This is a genomic window from Pseudovibrio ascidiaceicola (assembly GCF_900114245.1).
Taxonomy (GTDB): Bacteria; Pseudomonadota; Alphaproteobacteria; order Rhizobiales; family Stappiaceae; genus Pseudovibrio; species Pseudovibrio ascidiaceicola.
Map to the genome: position 1 here is coordinate 59044 of NZ_FOSK01000012.1, position 18608 is coordinate 77651.

The window sequence follows — 18608 nt, forward strand, 5'->3', positions numbered from 1 at the left end:
AACATGTATCTTGGATACAACAGGCGGCGGGGCAGAGGCTCCGCCGTTTCTTTATGTTTTGCATTTGAGGACTGACGCTGCCACATTGCAGCTCCAACCATACATTTTTGTCCCTCAAGGCCATTATTATGCGCGAAACTCATAAAGGCTCCTGCCTGTGCGGGACCGTTCAATTCCAGATTCAAGCCACTTTCAAGAAGTTCTATTTCTGCCACTGCAGCTATTGCCGCAAAGGAACCGGCTCCGTTCACGGCTCTAATCTCTTTTCCTTTGATGCAGACTTCGCCTGTACAAATGGGGAGGAATCCATAAAGTCCTACAATGTGCCGTCCACCCGTCACCGCAGAAGCTTTTGCGAAGACTGTGGTGCTCCTGTGCCAACATATGACCGCGAGAACAACTTTCTAGTGGTGCCAGCCGGGTCACTGGACACACCCGTCGATGCAGAACCAACTGCCCACCTCTTCATGGGTAGCAGAGCAAATTGGGACAATCATCTGGAAGACGTCACGAAGTTTGAGAAGCTCCCTGAGTAATCCTAGGCCTTTTCTGTGGCCTGTTCACTCTGCAGGCCCTTCTGCTTCCAATCCATCCAAAACTTCAGGCCCATCCCGACCAGAAGCCCCCAAAACGCTGCACCAATGCCGAAGAAGGACAGGCCTGACGCAGTAATCAGAAAAGTCAGGATTGCATGCTCACGACTTGGCGCGTCTTTCAGCATGCCCTGAACTGAGACGGTGAGCGTTCCAATCAACGCCAGTCCGGCAACGCCGCCGATCAAAATGCGCGGCGCCAGTTCAACCACACCAACAAACCCGGCAGAAAAAATGCCGAAGATGATATAGACGGCTCCCGCAATCACTGCAGCCCAATACCGCTTTGCAGGGTCTTTGTGCGCATCTTCATTGGCACATATGGCAGCTGTGATGGCAGCAAGGCTGATCCCGTGCCCACCAAATGGTGCGCTGAGGACGGACCCAACGCCTGTCCAGCTGAAAAGCGGCCCGGGAACGGGCTGATACCCAAAAGAACGCAGAATCGAGACACCCGGAATATTCTGGGAGGCCATCGTCACGATGTAGATCGGTATTCCAATCCCAATCAAAGCAGAGAGTGAGAACTCCGGCATGACGAACACGGGAGCTTGCACCAGTTTCAGCGAGTTAAGACTTGAGGTATCTGCATGGAAATAAAGCACAACAAGGAACGCTAAAAGCGCTGCAGGAACGGCTAGTAACTTGTTGATCTGTCCCGCAACAAACCATGCCAATACAACAGGCAAAGCGAGAGCTGGGATCTCAGCCACCGCTTCAAAGGGAACGAGACATAGCGGCAGAATGACACCTGCCAGCATGGCTTGGGCCAGAGTAACCGGGATCAAGCCAACAATGCGGCCTAAGGGCTTCCAAAGCCCAGTTATGACCACAAGTACACCTGCAAACACAAAAGCACCGACAGCTGCTGCAAATCCGCCTTCTGGAAGACCAGAGGTCGCCAACAACGCGGCACTGGGTGTCGACCAGGCGACGGAAATGGGGACACGCTTCCACAAGCTGAAGCCAATACCGCAAATCCCCATGGCGATGGCAAGTGCCATAAGGCCAGAGGTGGCTTGTTCCGCGCTTGCACCAACACCGCTCAGCCCGTGCAACACAATGGCAAATGAACTGGCAAACCCAACAAAAGCAGAAAGAATGCCAGCGCTGGTCGCACTAGCTGAAAGGGAGGAAGACATTAAGGCCCTGCAACAAGCTGTTGGCGTGAACCTCTCAAATTTGGGGAACAGAGAAGCCGCGCGAGGCGTGAGGAGTTCTACGGGTAATGCTAACAGCCATGCCGCTGTGAGCAAGCCTTCAACCAGCACATTTATTTGAATTTTGCTCAACAAACACCTGTGAGCTTTCATACCGTTGAAAACATTGCAATTTATCGGGGCCCAATTTTCGGGAGAGGTTTTTCAATATTTACGTCAGAAGGCAGGCTGATAGGCTTTTCCAATCTTTGGCGGTATTGCGGATTGGCCTCATGTTCTCACTTGATGATCGGCGCAGAATTCTTGTGACAGGAGGTTCAGGCTTTCTGGGCTCTTATCTCAGTGAGACCCTGTTGGAGGCGGGCCATGAAGTGCTGTGCCTCGATAATTTCTTCACCGGCACCCGCATGAATGTGGAACACTTGCTGGACCACAAACGGTTTGAGCTTTTACGACATGATGTGTGTCAGCCACTATTTGTTGAGGTCGATGAAATTTACAATCTGGCGTGTCCGGCTTCTCCCGTTCACTATCAGTTTGACCCTGTGCAGACTACCAAGACCAGCGTGCTCGGTGCCATCAACATGCTGGGTCTGGCAAAGCGGGTTAAGGCTAAGATCCTGCAAGCTTCCACTTCAGAAATATATGGCGACCCACAGGTTCACCCGCAGCCGGAAGAGTATTGGGGCAACGTCAACCCAATTGGTGTACGCTCTTGTTATGATGAGGGAAAACGCTGCGCAGAGACGCTGTTTTACGACTACTACCGCCAGAACAACATCAACATTAGAGTTATGCGGATCTTCAACACCTATGGCCCACGCATGCACCCTAATGACGGGCGCGTGGTTTCCAACTTCATCATGCAAGCGCTGACAAACAAGCCGATCACACTGTACGGCGACGGCATGCAAACCCGCTCTTTCTGTTATCGGGATGATCTGGTGGACGGAATGATCAAACTGATGAACGCGCCAGACCATATTTCCATGCCGGTCAACATCGGCAATCCCAAGGAATTCACCATCAAGCAACTCGCAGAGCTTGTGCTGGAGCTAACCGGGTCCAAATCCCGGATCATCAGGGAGCCTCTACCTCAGGATGATCCGCTCCAGCGCAAACCTGACATTACCCGCGCCCGGGATTATCTGAGCTGGCGCCCAACCACAGAGTTGCGCGAGGGCCTGGTCAAAACAATCCAATACTTTGAACAGCTTATGTCCAATCAAGGAGAGACAGCCGCGAAGAAGCTTATGCCTGCGGAGTAGGGTAGCTTTTTGCAAATGCAGTTTTCTACCACCCCATCGGATGATGATCGCTGAAGAAACCGCCATTGGGTCCGGCTTCTGGCAGTGTGGCCAGCCATATCCCAGTTTCGGCACCTTGCTCCGGTGTCCGTGGCGCAGTTTCGCCGCCCATTCGGGTTGCGACCCATCCAGGGCACATTGAGTTGATCTTTACGCAGGACGGTAGCTCTCGCGAAAGCGCAAGGGTTAGGGCATTGAGCGCTGCTTTCGCCACCCCATAAGCGCCGGGGCCAGCTAATCCTTCAGTGAAAGACCCCCAGTTGGAACTCATGTTCACAATGCGCCCGTATTGCCTGTCGATCATAGCTGGAGCCGCGCGACGGATCAGGTGATAGGGACCATGCACCATCACTTGCATGCTTTGTTCAAACTGTGCAGGGTTTTCCAGCATTGGTTCTTCATAGAGCACTCCGGCGTTGTTCACCAGAACATCAATAATTCCAATATCATCAAAGGCTTGCTCGACGGATCGCAAGTCTGCCACGTCCAGATGCACATGCCCACAGTCAAGCTGCTTGGCAGCCTCCGCGCCTGCCTCCGCATTCCGCGAGCCGATAACGACCTCAAGGCCTTCTTTTTTCAGTCCTTTTGCGATGGCATACCCAATGCCCCTGTTACCACCGGTAATCAACGCACGTCTGGCCATCTGGCACCTCTGTTCAGTTCACACCAACATTCATTTGCAATTAAATAAGTAATTCATTTTTATATTACCATCAAGGTTCGCCAATCAGAAAATGATCTGGGTCTTTTCCCTCATCAAAGTCGTAGGCAAAGCGGAAGGGTTCTGGATTAAAGTACTCGCGATAATACTGAATTTTGCCATGAGGTACGTGGAACAAGCCGCCATAGATCTGGTTGTATTCCCGCCCTGTGGTCAGGATCTCAACCTCACCCGTGAATTCCGCAAAGACCCATTCTGGCGACATCATGGGGTAGAATTTCAGATTGGAGGTGAAATCCGCTTCTCCGGCATTCTCCGGCCAAGCACTGTAATGTTTGATCAGGTTCGCCTTGCCCTCAACCACATCCGGGAAGCCATCAGGAGAGTAGGGCATATCCTGCACGGCCTTTTCGGACCAGACATCAGCAACCGCCTCCATATCTTTATTTTCCAAGGCCTTAAGGAACTTGACGACCGCGGCTTGCGCCTTTCGTCTTTTTAGGAAAGCAGGCGGATGGGCCTTTGCCCTGCTCTTCGCAGTTTCCAGAATCTCGCCGTTACCATTTTCGCTTTTCAGAACAAAACTATGCTTGAAGATACGCCAGTGATTGCTGCGTTTATGCAGCCGGAACTGATAGAGGCCCTCCACTTCCCAAACAGTATCACCAAGATACAGCTGACCAGCAACAGAGCAGGAGGCGTTGGCGATGCCTTCCTCAATGCGAATATTGAAATCATTGAGAGAATGGCGCATCTGATCGAAACCCGGCAATAACTCCGCCCAATCCATGAGCTGCTGTTCTCGCGTTTTCTTATGCGCTGTACCGCCAAGCAGTGAGCTGTAATCCATCTCTACGTGATCACTATAAAGCAGACCTAGGCTTTCATAATCCCCTCGATCAAAGCAGTTCACAACGCCTTCCAGCACCGTGGTTATAGCGGCGGTGTCTTTTGCAGTTTCAAGGTCGGAGAGCTCACTCATAAACGGTCCTGCTCAAAGCGTGGAAAGGAAGTGCTCAGCGACAGCTTCCAAAGCCCGATCAATGGGTTGGGCCTTGTCATAAAAGTCAAACTGGCTCACATCCTCAAACCACAACGTGGTCGCCCGGTCGCCCATGCGCCGCGCAAACTCCTTGGCACCTTTCGGGATCGCAGCAGCCTCGCTGTGCACGATCAGGGTTGGTTGGTTTTGCTTATCCGCCGTGTGCACACCATCAAACGTCAGCCACGCCTCCCACGAGGCCAGATTGAACTTGTTGTCAAACTCCGGGATCAGACCACGGTCTTCCTCGGTGTAATACTCCACGTCAAACATCAGCGCGGTGTCATCCACTTTACTGGCAGCTACGATATACCGCGGCTCCTCATGGGTCAGCGCATCACGGCCCAGTTTCATCAACTCGGCGACACCTTCCGCCCCACCGTAAACCTCTGAAACAATTTCAGAATTATGCAACCATGGCCCGACAAGTGCCAGTGAGTGAACGTGCCGGTTTCCACCTGTTGCGGCGCTCATATACCCTGCTGAGGCACAAATCCCCAATCCGCAAATCCTGTCCGGATCCACATCAGGGCATCGTCCCATGAAATCAATAGCGGCGCGGATATCATCGGTTTTGCGGGTGGGGTCTTCCAGATACTTGGTTTTGCCATCATGCGCAGAAAGGCCCCAGCCACGAAAATCAAAAGCCAGCGCCACAAAGCCGCGCATGGCGAGCTCAGAGGCGTAGAGACCTGCCATCTGCTCTTTCACTGAAGTCCAGGCTCCGGTGACCACAACACCAGGAAGCTTACCGTGCGGTGGTCTTTTCTTCGGGAGGTAGAGATCTCCATGCAAGACTTCACCGTGACACTCAAATTCCACGGGCCGTACTTCAACCTTGTCCAGATTATTACCCAGCTTCTTCCTCTCAGGCATTGGCTGATCCTTGGTTCTTTGCGCAACTGTTGAAGACTAGGATCAACCAAAGACCAGAACAGGCCTTTAACAGGCAACATGGGCTTGTCTGCATCGTAAAAACGTAGCTGCACGAACACTGCAAAATCGCTTAAACTCCTAGCAGACCAAAGCCGGACGTTGGGTCATTCGCGCAATCCATTGATTGTAGTTTAGAATTATCTAAATTATATATTGCTTTCTTAGCCGGCTACTCCCATATAAGCCGTGTTGCATAAACGAGGCCTGAGATGAACGAGAAAGTCGCACACTGGAATGCGGTTTATGATGCCCGCGAAGAAGAATACCTGACCTGGTTTGAAACCCAGCCAACACTGTCTTATCAACTCGTGACCCAGCATCTCAATCTAGGCCAAACCTTCATTGATGTGGGTGGGGGCGCCTCCAAGCTGATAAGCATTTTACATGCTGCTGGATACGGCCCGCTTGCTGTACTCGACATCTCATCTGTCGTATTGGAAGCAGGCAAAGAGCGTCTCGGCGGTGTTGCTGATGATGTAGAGTGGATCAACGCAGACATCACCAAATGGACACCGGACAAGACCTACCAGGTCTGGCATGACCGGGCCGTCTTCCACTTCCTCACGGAGATTGAAGACCAGAAAGCCTATGTAAACGCGTTGGTTAAGGCTGTTCCCGTTGATGGCACTGCAATCATCTCCAGCTTTGCTGAGGATGGTCCAGAGAAGTGCTCCGGTCTTCCTGTGCAGCGGTACTCTTCGCGCACTCTTGCCGCGAAACTCCAGGCGCTTGCGCCGGGTGTCTTTGCGTTGACGGATGCACAAACGCATACTCACATTACGCCAAAGAAAAACCAGCAGAATTTCCAGACAAGCGTGTTCAAGCGCGTTGCGTAATATGTAGAAGACCGACTTGAGAACCCTGTAAGCCCCTATTAGAACGGCGGAATTCAGCAAGCGATCCATATTTATCAGAAATCATAGATGGCGATTTACCATCATCTTGGCAAAATGTTGTCCCATCATGTGTTTCTAATCAGACTGCTTGCAGAGTTGAGTGTGTAGCAGGCGACGATTTGGGAAAGAGGCGAATTATGAGTGATACAGACAGTTCCCACTCCGAATATTCAGAGGACTTCCTTGTACCTGCTTCCAAATCATCCATTCTCGAAGCTGCTATAACCTGCTTTGAGAAGTTTGGTTACTTTGAGACCACTTATGCCGATATCGCCGCTAACGCTGGCCTGAAGGTTAAGGACGTAACACAGGTCTTTCCTACGAAAGATCAGGTACTTGCTGAATACATCACCACCTATGAAGATGCCCTGCGCATTCAATTGGATGACCATGACAAGGCCGAGGAAACGCAGCTGCAGCAGATCTACTTCATCTGCAAAACAGCGCTGATTTTCCTGCGGACCCACAGGGTGATCACCGCGATCTGGTTTGAGTTCTATCGCCACAACGTGGCCAAGGTGGTTCTGCGCCGTTTCTTCGGGCAGATTAAAGCCCGGCTTTCCGATCTGGTTAAAGAAGGCATAGAGCAGGGTACCATCAAAGAGAAAGACGAGCACGACGTGGTGGAAGCCATAATCGCTCTCGTCGAAGGGACTTTGATCATCTCACGTTTGGAAGAGTCTACGGACTTCGAACAGCGCTTCGACAACTCATGGGCGATTATGGAAGAGGGGCTGCGGGCATAACTCCGCCCGGTCTTCACCTCAATCAGAAAACTATCCCCGCTAGACCGCTCAGGGAATTACCCGCATTGAAGTCCTTGTGAATAGACGTCATAAGGGATATTCCGAAGTGGACTAGACGACCGGTCTATTTTTAATTAAAACACACCATATGAAGATGAAGAAAAGCGAAGCCACAAGACTACACATCTTGGAAACTGGGCGTAAGTTGATAGCAGAGCAGGGCTTTTCCAGCATGGGCCTGAGCGTACTGTTAAAAACTGCCGGAGTTCCGAAAGGCTCATTCTATCATTACTTCGAGTCCAAAGAGCACTTTGGTTGCGTACTCGTCCAACAATACCTAGATGAGTATATGAGAAGCTTGGATGCCCTGCTTGCGACAGAGGCTCTGAGCATGCGCGAAAAGCTGTTCCAGTACTGGCATCTTTGGGAGAACTATCAGCACTCCGAGGATGCATCAAAGCACTGTCTGATCGTAAAGCTAAGCGCGGAAATAGCAGACATTTCTGAAGATATGAGAGAGCTGTTGGCCCAGATGACCACCAGAGTAGAGAAACGTTTAGGCGACATCATAGAAGCCGGCATCAAAGACGGTTCTATGGCACCCAAGTTAGAAGCCAGAATGGCCGCTCAGGTGCTCTACCAAATGTGGCTTGGCGCTAGCCTCATCGGAAAAGTTACACGAGATAAGAAACCACTCCAGAAAGCACTGGAGGTCACAGAAATAATGCTGCCTGCTGCATAACGCCATCAACCCGTATGAACCCGAGTCCAATAGACGCCAGTCCAAATCTAAGGTGAAGATATGAAAGTCTTCTATGACACTGACACTACAGCAGAAAACGGACGCTCCGGCAAACCGACGTTGAGCGACGAAGCTGCTAAAATTCGAGTGACCCCACCAGGAGCGGAAGGCCCTGGCATTACACCAGAAGAACTCTTCGCGGTGGGTTATGCCTCCTGCTTTGAGCATTCGCTAAAGATGGTTTCCGGACACAAAGAATATCCGCTGGATACAGTCAATGTTCGCGCCTCTGGCAATGTGGTGGAGAAAGACGAAGGCGGCTTTGTGCTGGACATTGACCTACATCTGGAGTTCTCCGGCCTGACCCGTGAGCAAGCCGATGATGTGATCAAGACCGCCCATACCCTCTGCCCGTATTCCAACGCAATTTGTGGCAATGTAGATGTGCGCGTTTACACCAAGCTGAATTCATAAAGACGAATAATAACAAAGCATTACTGACATTAATTGAGGAACCTGAAATGCCGCAGAATACCGAAGTGAACCGCCAGATTGTGCTGGCGGAACGCCCTGTCGGGGCTCCAACATCCAAAAACTTCCGTCTTGAAGAAGCCGCTATCCCAACTCCGGGTGAGGGCGAGATGCTGCTGCGCACGGTTTATCTGTCTCTGGACCCGTACATGCGCGGTCGTATGAGCGATGCTAAATCCTATGCGGATCCAGTTGAAATCGGGGATGCAATGGTTGGCGGAACTGTTTCCGTTGTGGTGAAATCCAACCTGAAGCAGTTCAGCGAAGGCGACTGGGTAGTTAACCTAGGTGGTTGGCAAGATTACTCAATTTCCAACGGCGAGATGGTTTTCAACCTTGGCAAAGAGCCAGCAATGCCGTCCTGGGCACTGGGTGTCATGGGCATGCCGGGCTTCACTGCCTACGCAGGCCTGCTAGAAATTGGTGAGCCGAAACCGGGTGAAACCATTGCAGTTGCAGCGGCCTCCGGCCCAGTTGGCGCAACCGTTGGCCAGATCGGCAAGATCAAAGGTTGCCGCGTTGTTGGCATCGCGGGCGGTGCGGAAAAGTGCAAGCATGCCGTTGAGAACCTTGGTTTTGACGTCTGCCTTGACCGCAACTCTCCAACCTTTACGCAGGACCTGAAAGCGGCTTGCCCGGACGGAATTGACGTTTATTTTGAGAACGTTGGCGGAGCAGTGTTTGACGCGGTTATGCCGCTTCTCAATGCAAATGCCCGTATTCCGCTGTGTGGATTGATCTCTCAATACAACGCAACAAGCCTGCCGGATGGTCCGGACCGCATGGGCATGCTGATGGGCACATTGCTGGTGAAGAAGATCCGCATGCAGGGCTTCATCATCTTTGACAGTTTCCCAAATCTTTACCCTAAATTCGCAGCGGATATGCAGCAGTGGATTGCAGAGGGTAAAGTAAAATACCGCGAGCAAATGGTAGACGGTTTGGAAAATGCGCCGGAAGCATTCATGGGCCTCCTGGAAGGCAAGAACTTCGGCAAACTGGTCGTAAAAATCGGCGACTAATCTCTAAACGAGAACAACAAAAACAACATGAACACCAGTGCCCCGGCACTGGTGGCTACTCCCCCTATGCCTGCTGAAAGGTAGATCACAATGAACGTGCTTATGGTCCTCACATCCCACGACGAGCTGGGCAACACAGGCGAAAAGACCGGCTTCTGGCTGGAAGAGTTCGCGGCACCTTACTACGTCTTCAAAGACGCTGGCGCAACAATCACTCTGGCCTCTCCTGCTGGCGGACAGCCTCCACTGGATCCCAAAAGCGACCTGCCGGATTTCCAGACCGCAGCAACAGACCGCTTTAAGGCCGATGCCGCCGCAAACGAAGCTTTGGCCAACACCGTGAAGCTAGACAGCGTTTCTGCCGATGCATTTGACGCTGTCTTTTACCCGGGCGGCCATGGCCCACTGTGGGATCTGGTAGATAATACAGCCTCTATCTCTCTGATCGAGCAGCTGTATTCCGCTGGAAAACCAGTCGGCGTTGTCTGTCATGCCTCTGCCGCACTGGTCAACGCTAAGGCTGCAGATGGCTCTGCGCTGGTCAACGGCAAGAAGGTCACCGGCTTCTCCAACACAGAAGAAGACGCTGTGCAGCTGACTGACGTTGTGCCGTTGCTGGTGGAAGATGCCTTACAGGAAAAAGGCGCTATCTACGAGAAGGGCGCTGACTGGGGCTCTTTCATTTTGGAAGATGGCAATCTCATTTCCGGCCAGAACCCGGCTTCCTCTGAAGCTGCAGCAAAAGCAATTCTGGCGCGTCTGGGCTAACACCAGACACACCTCGTTTTTAAAACCGGCGCGGAGTTATGCCCTGTGCCGGTTTTTTTGTGCCCCGTCGGCAGGGGGATAAATCTGCACCGTCCGGTTTGCGTTGCTATGTGCGTTGGTTTGCGTGATTTACGTTTTTCATGCGTTGGAAGGGGACACATGTTCTCTACGCAGATTGCATCACTCCCAGTAGGGTGTTGATCACCGCGCCCATCTTTTTGCGGTAGTCTTTGGCATCTGTGCAGGACACAAACACCCCTTTTGCAGCAAACACAAGTACCATGGTCGTCTCAACCGGAGTGGGCGAGAGCTGTCTGCTTTCGATGAATTTTTCTAATCGTTGTTCAAAGCGATCAATGGGCGTTTTCGCGTTGGAGGCAATCAACTGCAAGCCACCTTCCAGAATGTCCATGCCATGAGGTGAGTTGCGCACCATCTGCACGTGATCACCGCCCCATCTCTCAAAAGCTTCCAGCACAACTTCCAGTGTCGCATCCGGCGCAGCATTCTCCAGAACGGCAATCGCAGTGTCATTCACTTCCGACATGTACTCCAGCAGTGCCCAATCGCGAACGTGCTGCTTGGTCTTGAACCGATTGTACAGCGTTTGCCGCGTGACCCCGACAGTCTCTGCCAGATCGCTCATGGTTGCCTTCTGAATCCCGTAGTGGCTGAGCAGCTCGACCACGGGTGCGTATTTGATCATCGATGCCATTTGACTCTTTTTACATTTTTTATATAACTTGTCAAAATTAAATAAGCAGATTCTTTGGCTGACATGCTCAGCCTAAGGAAAAGGAGAATACCCATGAGACGCTACCGTATCGGCTATGTTGCCTTGCCGGGGTTCAACGAGTCCGAACTTGGCGAGATGCAGGCGGTTCTTGGGATTCATCCGCTCAATCGCAGCTGCATCATCTCGTCAAGCAAGGCTCCCGTCACCGGGCAGCACGGCCTGACGTTTGTTCCAGATGCCACCTTTGCCGACTGTCCGGCGCTAGATGTGCTGGTCATCCCTGACTTGCCGCGGGCTGTGCAGGATGATCCGGCGTTTCATGCGTTTTTGACAGAGCAATGCGCGCGGGCATCTTATGTGCTGGCGGCCAGTGGTGGCGTTCTTGCACTGGCAAAGGCCGATGTGCTTGAGGGCAAAACCGCAACGGCAGATGATGACGGCACCAAGCAGCTGACAGACTATGGCATCACGCCGGTGTTTGAACGCAAGGCCGTCGTGGAGGGCAAGTTCTACACTGCAGGTCATTCCACCGGAATGATCGAAGCAGCCTTCATGGTGCTGGAAAAGCTGCGCGGCACAACTCTTGCCAAGTTTGCGGAACTGACGCTGGAATACGACCCGCATCCTCAGTTTACCAACCATACCCCCAAAACAGCAGTGGATCTGTCTGCTCACAACGCCCCGACCATCGCGATGATCCTGCCGTCCGGTTGTTACCTGCCGGACTATATGGGCGCGGTGGAAGTGTTGAGTGCGTTCCCCAACTCAACACTGCACGTGGTTTCTCATGATACCACTCCGGTCCAATGTCTCCTCGGACCTAAAGTGGTGCCAACAACAAGTTTTGCAGCCTGCCCGCAGGTTGATTTTCTGATTATCGGCGCAACTCTGCCAACCCTGCTGAAAGACAAGGCGTTGCTCGACTTTATCCGGCGACAGGAACCGGAAACGAAAGGCATGATCTCCGTTTGCGCGGGCACGCTGGTGTATGCGGCAGCGGGTGTTTTGCAAGGCAGGACTGCGACCTCCAATTATCACCACACCCCGCTGCTGGATAAACTTGGCGCCAGGTCCAGCGGAACGGAAGTTGCCATTGACGGTAAGTTCTACAGTGCTGGCCCCGCCATAGGTTCATACGAAGTCGCCCTGACAGCCATTCGCGATACCTATGACGTCGATGTCGCTCACCACATTGAGCAAAACGTACTCCAATACGCACCTCATCCGGTGTTCGGCGTTGGCTCTCCAGAAAAAGCAGGCAAGATCATGGGCTTCATCGGCAGATACCTCTTCGCCCCCTCCTTGCCAATTTACCTGAGCGCTGGCCGCAAAGGGGCAAAATACGTTGCCACACAAGCTTAAGCCGAAGCCTTTAGCCAACAAAAACAATTGATCAGCTTCTGACGATCCCCCTCACAGGAAGCAAGCAACATGCAGTATCGCAAGCTTAGGCTTACCGAGATTGCCTGCATGCTGTTTCCTGTGCCGATTTCCTGTCAGAGCCAATTTTAACGAGGAAAGAAAATCCATGAAAAAGCTAGCTTTATCAATACTTTCATTCTCTATGGTCATCGCAGCTTCCGGTGCATATGGGCACGCGACCCTGGAACAGAAAGAAGCAGAGCTTGGTAGTACCTACAAAGGTGTTATCCGTATTGGTCACGGTTGTGATGGACAGCCAACACTCAAGGTCCGTGTTGAAATTCCTGAAGGCGTGATCTCCGTCAAGCCTATGCCCAAAGCAGGGTGGGAGCTTGAGACTGAAACCGGTCCTTACGCGAAAACCTATGAGTATTACGGCAAGACTCTCAGTGAAGGCGTCAAGCAGATCACCTGGACTGGTAGTCTGAAACACGAGCATTACGACGAGTTCATCTTCCGTGCCAAGCTGCACAAGACATTGGCTCCTGACCAAACTCTCTACTTCAAAACCACACAGGAGTGCGGTACTGGGGAAAATGCATGGATCGAAATCCCAGCTGACGGCCAAAACAGCCACGACCTGAAGCGTCCGGCTCCGGGCGTACACCTGACCAAACCATCAGAACATTCACATTAAACCGGCCTGTGTTTTTACTGCTCAGTCACATCGCTGGCGGACAAGGCTCGGGCAAATCGCGTTAATCTAGTGCCTTTCCATCAGCAGCATACTGGAGCACCCAAGCCGCTCCAGTATGCACTCCCGGTTGATCAGAATTTGTAGGAGACACGCCCGAAGAAAGCGGTGTCTCGAGTATCTTCCCCATATTCACCAAGCACACCGACAGAAGCACCAAAGTTGCCGTTGGTATAATCCAGAGAAGCAGATGCGCGCGCCAGTGTCTGATCCTGATCACTTGTGACAGTAGCCACACCATTTGCACCGGAGCGGAGCACATCTTTAAATCCACCGTCACCCAAAATCTGACGCAAACCAGCACGAAGATTGGCCTTTAGCTCTCCATCCTGCACCTGATAAGTTCCGGTCCAACCGAAGGAGGCATCAACGGAGAACTGGTGATTGCTGATCGCATCATACCGCACATCCGGCACACCTTGATTGTCAACGCGGAACGCGCCCCGCGAGTGCCAGAGATGACTCAGACCAAATTCTGGTGAGAAGATATTGTTACTATGCTCCCAGATGTAACTGGCCGCAACGCGTGTCAGCAGGTTCTGGCTGTCATAGGTTTCTTTCGCCTGAGCCGAGCTGTCCTTGTAGGTGTTGCTCGTGTGGTAGAACGTGCTCTGCCCAGTAAACAGCATCGCATCTTTACGATAAGCACCCTGAACACCAACACCGTAAGTATCAACTGTTTCCTTTGCCTGGTCGTAGACCCCGTCAAAGTCCAGCGCGCTGTGACCATAAAAAACGTTGGCCCCAACAATTAGATCAGATGAGATGACACGGTTGTATCCCGTCACCACACCTGTTGTACTAGCAGAATAGCCAAGACTATCATTCTGATTTTGCTGAGAAAGGTGCAGAGGCGCGGCATAAAACACGCCATATGACCCACCGGCGTTCGACTTGCCTGCCATATCCGCAACAGCCTTTTCCGCATCTGACACGGGTGTGCCCTCATACGACAGCAATAGGCCTTCACCGCCTGCATTCTCCGCCTCAAACATCAGATCCATCAGCAAGCCAGCACCAATGCGCTGGGTAGCATCAATCACCCCGTACTGTTGCTGCGCGACCAATTGCGGACTGGAAACATCGGGGGCAAATCTGAAGATAACCTCTTGATTGGTGGTCCCCCAACTGCTCTCCACTGCCTCAACACTCCAGCCATGACCAACCACACCGCTGGTATCCAGATGCGCGAACTGCTGGACATCCTGACCTGCAACAAGATCCGGGATCTCATAGGCCTCGTTGACTTTCGTACTGTTTGAGTGGTGAACATGCAGCGTTGCACTGTTAAACGCCACATTGTTCGGATTATCCGCCTGAATGGTCCCGCTGAAGTTTTCAGCAAGATCATCATTGAAGAGAATGCCGTAGGAGTTCACAGTCAGCGCATTGCTTCCGGCATGCACCTGATAGGCCTCAGACCCTGTACCACCAGTGGCTCTCGCCAGGATCAAGCCACTATTGCTCAGTGTCGTCGCCCCATTGAGAACAACACCATAAGCAATCGCCTTATCCTGCACCCCATTGGCCGTACCAGCCGTAGCTGAAACATTGATCAAGCCGGTGTTGGAGAAGTCACCTACAATGCCGTAACGCGTTGCATCTTCCACGTAGCCGATACCGAAGGCGCGTGCGCCACCATTGGCTTGAGCAGCATCACCGCTCTCAGCCTTTCCGCCAGTAGCACGCACAAAAATGGTTCCGCTGTTTGCTTCCGCATCCCCTTTGATCCCGAGAGCAAGACCTTCTGCATTTGCAGTCATATTCGCTTGCGTTGTAGCTGACGTCCCAACCGCCTCCGCTTCAATCAGGCCTTTATTCTCACCGCCAAGCGAGCCATCAAGACCCGTTGCATCTGCGTAGCCATAAGCAGGGCCACCCACCGAACTCGCGGTTCCACCAGTACCTGATGCTCTGACAACACCCAGATTATCGGGCTGATCACCTCCACCAGTCGCTCTGATACCAAGGTAGACACCAACAGCCTCTGCTGAGGCATTGGCACTGCCTGAACCATAAGCAGTTGCGGTTCCGCCTTCTGTTTCTGCGATTACGGTTCCTGTGTTAGAGCCATCTAAGCGGCCAAAGAGGCCCATGACACGGGTATGTGAAGATGCGTTCCCACTCCCTTCCGCTACGGCTTTGCCACCGTATCCGAGGGCAATCAGAGAGCCCGTATTATCTCCTTCCACCCCATTATTGACGGCATACACATATGCCATGGCCTCAGCTGAAAGTACTCCTTTAGCCGTTGCTGCTCCGGCAACACCGCGTGCGTATACCGTGCCGCTGTTACTTCCTCTTATGTCATTATTGACACCCACAGCACTGGCAATTGCATCAGCTCCACTGCCAGTGGCTCCATCACCCACTGCAGTTCCAGCAAGCGCTTCAATACGGATAACACCTGAATTGTTGCCTTGGAGCGTATTTTCAGCGCCAAACGCAACCGCATTTGCATTGGCTTGAAGGCCAGAAGCGGTTCCGGCACGTGCGATTACATCGATTTCGCCAGAATTATTACCACTCAGATTAGATTTCGTGCCTGACGCGACTGCAGATGCGTCGGCATATCCGTTTTTCGAAGTCGCTTTTGCATCTTGTCCGGCAGCCCTCACAAAAATAAGTCCGCTGTTCGCTCCAATGTAACCCTTCACACCAGCTGCAAGTGTTATGGAATTTGCGGTTCCGCTGCCAACAGTCTTTGACTGACCTGCACTTGAAATCACACTTATCCGGTCCGTGTTCTCAACCCGCAGGTCACCATGCACACCATAGGCATCAGCTGCGGCATTGGCTTCTCCACCAGCGGAGGTTGCTGTGGCAGCTCTGTTATCAGCATCAACAAGAATAGAACCGCTATTCGCTTCGATGTAGCCATTCACACCAGCCGCAAGTGCTTTGGAATTTGCAACTGCACTACCACCTGTCTCTGATCGACCAGCTCTTGCGACCACGTCGATCAGACCCGAGTTAGTAGTCTGAAGATCTTCATAGACGCCATAGGCATCAGCAGCAGCATTGGCTGTTCCACTAGCAGAAGTCGCTGTGGCAGTTCTGTTATCAGCATCGACTAGAATAGAACCGCTGTTCGCTTCCGCATACCCTTTCACGCCAATAGCAAGGGCATATGCATCAGCATCTCCTGCGCCCTCAGAGGTTGCTCGCCCACCTTTTGCAACAATGTCAATCAGGCCCTTGTTCTCACCTTCCAGATCATTGTCGATACCGGTGACATCTGCATCTGCATCCGCTGTACCAATGGTGGAAACGGCTACACCCGCATAACCTTCAGCCTTGATGGTGCCGATATTGTCTCCCTCAACCTCAAGATAAGTCCCAAAGCCTTCAACGCTGGCATCTGCCCTGCCACTCCCATCGACGGTGGCTGTCCCCGCCTGAGCAAAACTGGAGAGCGTCCCCAGATTGTCGCCCTTCAGTCGGCCATCAATAGCCTTCACGTTCAGCTTTACACTGGCTTTTTCAGAACCCGATGAGATTGCGCTTTGACTGGTGCCTTTGACAGAAATTGCTCCGAGATTGTCCTTTTCCAGAGTGCCTTCAACACCATCAATTGTGATCGCAGCAGTTGCTTTTGAGTCTGCGCTGGTGCTGCTGTCAGCCGTCCCACCACTGACAGTAACAGAGATATTGCCTGTATTGTCTCCGGTGATATCGTCACGAATGCCGCGTATTGTTACTTCAGCTGTCGCTCCTGTACCGGAGGCTTCACCGCCAACGACTTCTACCTGAAGTTCCCCGGAGTAGCCCGAAAGAGGTCCCGAGATCACTTGCGTATCGAGTGCTGTATCATTCGGTGCAGTTTGTGGCGCTGTAATATTCACCGTCTGCGCCGCGGCAGGTGCAACCAAAACACTGCTTAAAACGAGTGCAAATGCAGAAACACTGCTCAAACTGCGAGATTTGTAAGTCACGGCCCCACCCCAACTGTTATATTCGTATTTCTATCGATAGTTACCGACACAACACCCGTGCATCAAGGAGGACGCTTGGTCATCCACGTTTATATTAGTTATTGCGTATAGTAGGATGTACTTGAATTAACTGCCACTTAGGTTTTTTTTCTAAGCCGGTTTTCTCGCCGGATACTGCCAATTTCGCCTCAAAAACTTGACATTTGGCGTTATTTTTGTAATATAGCGACATATGGCATTACACTGCTTCACAGGTGATGAGAGGGATTATGCCCAGCCTTCGAAAGATTGAACAACCTCTGGCTCCCGGTGGGCCCAAGTTTACCGAGGAAGAAGTGCATGCCATGCAGCGGGCGGTGATCAATCTGTTTGAGCGCTGGCAGCTGACGGATGAGCAGGCCACATTGTTGCTGGGAGACATTGCCAAGCGCACCTATCAACGCTGGAAGACCAGACACTATGGCCGTGTCAGCGTGGACCTTGCGGCGCGCCTGTCCAACCTGCTTGGCATTCACAAAGCACTTCGTCTTTTGTTTAGCGATACCAACCGTGGGTATGGCTGGGTAAAACGCGCGAACCATGACTTTGGCGGCAAGTCTGCTCTTGAGATCATGATGGGCGGACAACTCACGGACTTAATGCGCGTGCGCAGATATCTTGATGCGCAGCGAGGCAACTGGTGACCACATTAACTTTGGTGGAGACGGACCTGAAAGCTCCTGAAACACATGTCAGCTGGCCCAAGTATTATCGTCTGGTCAACTCGGCTTACCCACCCATAGATTTGTTCGAAGACATTGCCGATCCGGCAGACTGGGAACTTTTGGCCGCTGCAGAGAGCCGCACCAATCCGCGTCTTGCAGAAACCATCGGCAATCTGGACCTTGTCCCTGTTGGGCGACGGGTCAATGGAACGGGCTCATCCTATCTGATGGCACCGTTCACCCATGCCTCTCCTGACCGGACTGGCCGCTTCCATGATGGCTATTTCGGCGCGTTTTATGCCGCCAAGTCTTTTGAAACCGCACTGTTCGAGACCGTTCACCACACCGGAAATTTCTATGCTGCCACACAAGAGGCGCCGGGGTGGATTGCGCAGATGCGCGAGTTGATCGGCAGTGTTGATGCAAAACTCGCTGACGTAACTGATCCCCGTTTTGACGTTCTGCTCCACCCCGATGATTACAGCGCCTCTCAGGTCTTCGCTCGTAAGCTGCTGGAAGAGGGGGGCGAGGGCATTCTCTACCCAAGCGTACGCGACGAGGGCGGCTTATGTATTGCCGCGTTTTATCCCGATGTGGTGGAAGCACCGCTGCAGGCCCGGCATTTCAGCTATCACTGGAGCGGTGACGCGATTGATATGATCAAGGACCTGAACTCAGGCGAAGTTTTCGAGATCGCTGATTAACGCCAA

18 protein-coding genes and 1 pseudogene are annotated in these 18608 nt (G+C 52.3%); 13 read left to right on the forward strand and 6 right to left on the reverse strand.

Annotation, left to right across the window (positions count from 1 at the left end):
- Window positions 1-128 precede the first annotated feature (128 nt).
- Window positions 129-536: a GFA family protein gene (locus BM231_RS20405; RefSeq protein WP_093522301.1), complete on the forward strand. Its 408-nt coding sequence runs from the start codon at window positions 129-131 to the stop codon at window positions 534-536.
- Between the two features lie 2 nt (window positions 537-538).
- On the opposite strand, the gene BM231_RS20410 is transcribed toward BM231_RS20405, so the two are convergent.
- On the reverse strand, window positions 539-1735 hold the full coding sequence (locus BM231_RS20410; RefSeq protein WP_093522303.1) for a benzoate/H(+) symporter BenE family transporter: 1197 nt from the start codon (window positions 1733-1735) through the stop codon (window positions 539-541).
- A gap of 290 nt (window positions 1736-2025) precedes the next feature.
- Here BM231_RS20410 and BM231_RS20415 point away from each other — a divergent pair, with 290 nt between their 5' ends.
- Entirely contained in the window at window positions 2026-3021 is a 996-nt protein-coding gene (locus tag BM231_RS20415; RefSeq protein WP_093522305.1) for a UDP-glucuronic acid decarboxylase family protein, read from the forward strand.
- 25 nt (window positions 3022-3046) lie between these two features.
- Here BM231_RS20415 and BM231_RS20420 read toward each other — a convergent pair whose 3' ends face one another.
- The 3 genes from BM231_RS20420 to BM231_RS20430 form a co-directional block, all read right to left on the reverse strand.
- A complete protein-coding gene (locus BM231_RS20420) occupies window positions 3047-3706 on the reverse strand; it encodes an SDR family NAD(P)-dependent oxidoreductase (protein WP_093522307.1) in 660 nt (219 codons plus the stop codon).
- Window positions 3707-3776: 70 nt separating this feature from the next.
- Window positions 3777-4706: a nuclear transport factor 2 family protein gene (locus BM231_RS20425; protein WP_093522309.1), complete on the reverse strand. Its 930-nt coding sequence runs from the start codon at window positions 4704-4706 to the stop codon at window positions 3777-3779.
- A 12-nt stretch (window positions 4707-4718) separates the two neighbouring features.
- Window positions 4719-5642 (reverse strand): alpha/beta hydrolase, encoded by a 924-nt coding sequence (locus tag BM231_RS20430; protein WP_093522311.1) that lies wholly within the window; start codon window positions 5640-5642, stop codon window positions 4719-4721.
- Between the two features lie 269 nt (window positions 5643-5911).
- On the opposite strand from BM231_RS20430, the gene BM231_RS20435 reads away from it, so the two are divergent.
- The 7 genes and pseudogenes from BM231_RS20435 (at window position 5912) to BM231_RS20460 (ending at window position 10407) form a co-directional block, all read left to right on the forward strand.
- Entirely contained in the window at window positions 5912-6538 is a 627-nt protein-coding gene (locus BM231_RS20435) for a class I SAM-dependent methyltransferase (RefSeq protein WP_093522313.1), read from the forward strand.
- 197 nt (window positions 6539-6735) lie between these two features.
- Window positions 6736-7344, forward strand: coding sequence for a TetR/AcrR family transcriptional regulator (locus tag BM231_RS20440; RefSeq protein WP_093522315.1), 609 nt, complete (start codon window positions 6736-6738; stop codon window positions 7342-7344).
- A gap of 154 nt (window positions 7345-7498) precedes the next feature.
- Window positions 7499-7642, forward strand: a pseudogene (locus BM231_RS27485) (TetR/AcrR family transcriptional regulator); the annotation flags it as partial.
- Between the two features lie 51 nt (window positions 7643-7693).
- Window positions 7694-8086: a TetR family transcriptional regulator C-terminal domain-containing protein gene (locus BM231_RS20445; RefSeq protein WP_244275146.1), complete on the forward strand. Its 393-nt coding sequence runs from the start codon at window positions 7694-7696 to the stop codon at window positions 8084-8086.
- Window positions 8087-8146: 60 nt separating this feature from the next.
- On the forward strand, window positions 8147-8560 hold the full coding sequence (locus BM231_RS20450; protein ID WP_093522317.1) for an Ohr family peroxiredoxin: 414 nt from the start codon (window positions 8147-8149) through the stop codon (window positions 8558-8560).
- A 47-nt stretch (window positions 8561-8607) separates the two neighbouring features.
- The gene (locus BM231_RS20455) at window positions 8608-9639 is read left to right on the forward strand and encodes an NADP-dependent oxidoreductase (protein ID WP_093522319.1); all 1032 of its coding nucleotides are present in this window, start codon (window positions 8608-8610) and stop codon (window positions 9637-9639) included.
- Window positions 9640-9729: 90 nt separating this feature from the next.
- Window positions 9730-10407, forward strand: a complete 678-nt coding sequence (locus BM231_RS20460; RefSeq protein WP_093522321.1) for a type 1 glutamine amidotransferase domain-containing protein — start codon at window positions 9730-9732, stop codon at window positions 10405-10407.
- A 166-nt stretch (window positions 10408-10573) separates the two neighbouring features.
- Here the strand turns inward: BM231_RS20460 and BM231_RS20465 are convergent, their stop codons facing one another.
- Entirely contained in the window at window positions 10574-11122 is a 549-nt protein-coding gene (locus BM231_RS20465; protein ID WP_208860536.1) for a TetR/AcrR family transcriptional regulator, read from the reverse strand.
- A 93-nt stretch (window positions 11123-11215) separates the two neighbouring features.
- Between BM231_RS20465 and BM231_RS20470 the strand changes: the two genes are divergently transcribed.
- Both BM231_RS20470 and BM231_RS20475 read left to right on the forward strand, forming a co-directional pair.
- Window positions 11216-12505, forward strand: a complete 1290-nt coding sequence (locus BM231_RS20470) for a DJ-1/PfpI family protein (protein ID WP_093522323.1) — start codon at window positions 11216-11218, stop codon at window positions 12503-12505.
- Window positions 12506-12671: 166 nt separating this feature from the next.
- Complete coding sequence (locus BM231_RS20475) at window positions 12672-13202, forward strand: YcnI family copper-binding membrane protein (protein WP_093522325.1); 531 nt, start codon at window positions 12672-12674, stop codon at window positions 13200-13202.
- Window positions 13203-13333: 131 nt separating this feature from the next.
- Here BM231_RS20475 and BM231_RS20480 read toward each other — a convergent pair whose 3' ends face one another.
- Window positions 13334-17194 carry an autotransporter outer membrane beta-barrel domain-containing protein gene (locus BM231_RS20480; protein ID WP_208860537.1) on the reverse strand — a complete coding sequence of 1287 codons (3861 nt, stop codon included), beginning with the start codon at window positions 17192-17194 and terminating at the stop codon, window positions 13334-13336.
- Window positions 17195-17538: 344 nt separating this feature from the next.
- Here BM231_RS20480 and BM231_RS20485 point away from each other — a divergent pair, with 344 nt between their 5' ends.
- Both BM231_RS20485 and BM231_RS20490 read left to right on the forward strand, forming a co-directional pair.
- A complete protein-coding gene (locus tag BM231_RS20485) occupies window positions 17539-17877 on the forward strand; it encodes an MbcA/ParS/Xre antitoxin family protein (protein ID WP_082826935.1) in 339 nt (112 codons plus the stop codon).
- Complete coding sequence (locus BM231_RS20490; protein ID WP_244527199.1) at window positions 17874-18602, forward strand: RES family NAD+ phosphorylase; 729 nt, start codon at window positions 17874-17876, stop codon at window positions 18600-18602. The genes BM231_RS20485 and BM231_RS20490 overlap by 4 nt, the downstream gene beginning before the upstream one ends.
- Window positions 18603-18608: the final 6 nt, after the last annotated feature.

What these genes read in the sequence shown, in the direction of transcription:
- BM231_RS20430 (WP_093522311.1), bottom strand. Translation starts at nt 5,642, where the DNA reads ATGCCTGAGAGGAAGAAGCTGGGTAATAATCTGGACAAGGTTGAAGTA.
- BM231_RS20460 (WP_093522321.1), top strand. Translation starts at nt 9,730, where the DNA reads ATGAACGTGCTTATGGTCCTCACATCCCACGACGAGCTGGGCAACACA.
- BM231_RS20450 (WP_093522317.1), top strand. Translation starts at nt 8,147, where the DNA reads ATGAAAGTCTTCTATGACACTGACACTACAGCAGAAAACGGACGCTCC.
- BM231_RS20420 (WP_093522307.1), bottom strand. Translation starts at nt 3,706, where the DNA reads ATGGCCAGACGTGCGTTGATTACCGGTGGTAACAGGGGCATTGGGTAT.
- BM231_RS20440 (WP_093522315.1), top strand. Translation starts at nt 6,736, where the DNA reads ATGAGTGATACAGACAGTTCCCACTCCGAATATTCAGAGGACTTCCTT.
- BM231_RS20485 (WP_082826935.1), top strand. Translation starts at nt 17,539, where the DNA reads ATGCAGCGGGCGGTGATCAATCTGTTTGAGCGCTGGCAGCTGACGGAT.
- BM231_RS20445 (WP_244275146.1), top strand. Translation starts at nt 7,694, where the DNA reads ATGAGAAGCTTGGATGCCCTGCTTGCGACAGAGGCTCTGAGCATGCGC.
- BM231_RS20435 (WP_093522313.1), top strand. Translation starts at nt 5,912, where the DNA reads ATGAACGAGAAAGTCGCACACTGGAATGCGGTTTATGATGCCCGCGAA.
- BM231_RS20475 (WP_093522325.1), top strand. Translation starts at nt 12,672, where the DNA reads ATGAAAAAGCTAGCTTTATCAATACTTTCATTCTCTATGGTCATCGCA.
- BM231_RS20415 (WP_093522305.1), top strand. Translation starts at nt 2,026, where the DNA reads ATGTTCTCACTTGATGATCGGCGCAGAATTCTTGTGACAGGAGGTTCA.
- BM231_RS20465 (WP_208860536.1), bottom strand. Translation starts at nt 11,122, where the DNA reads ATGGCATCGATGATCAAATACGCACCCGTGGTCGAGCTGCTCAGCCAC.
- BM231_RS20410 (WP_093522303.1), bottom strand. Translation starts at nt 1,735, where the DNA reads ATGTCTTCCTCCCTTTCAGCTAGTGCGACCAGCGCTGGCATTCTTTCT.
- BM231_RS20425 (WP_093522309.1), bottom strand. Translation starts at nt 4,706, where the DNA reads ATGAGTGAGCTCTCCGACCTTGAAACTGCAAAAGACACCGCCGCTATA.
- BM231_RS20405 (WP_093522301.1), top strand. Translation starts at nt 129, where the DNA reads ATGCGCGAAACTCATAAAGGCTCCTGCCTGTGCGGGACCGTTCAATTC.
- BM231_RS20470 (WP_093522323.1), top strand. Translation starts at nt 11,216, where the DNA reads ATGAGACGCTACCGTATCGGCTATGTTGCCTTGCCGGGGTTCAACGAG.
- BM231_RS20455 (WP_093522319.1), top strand. Translation starts at nt 8,608, where the DNA reads ATGCCGCAGAATACCGAAGTGAACCGCCAGATTGTGCTGGCGGAACGC.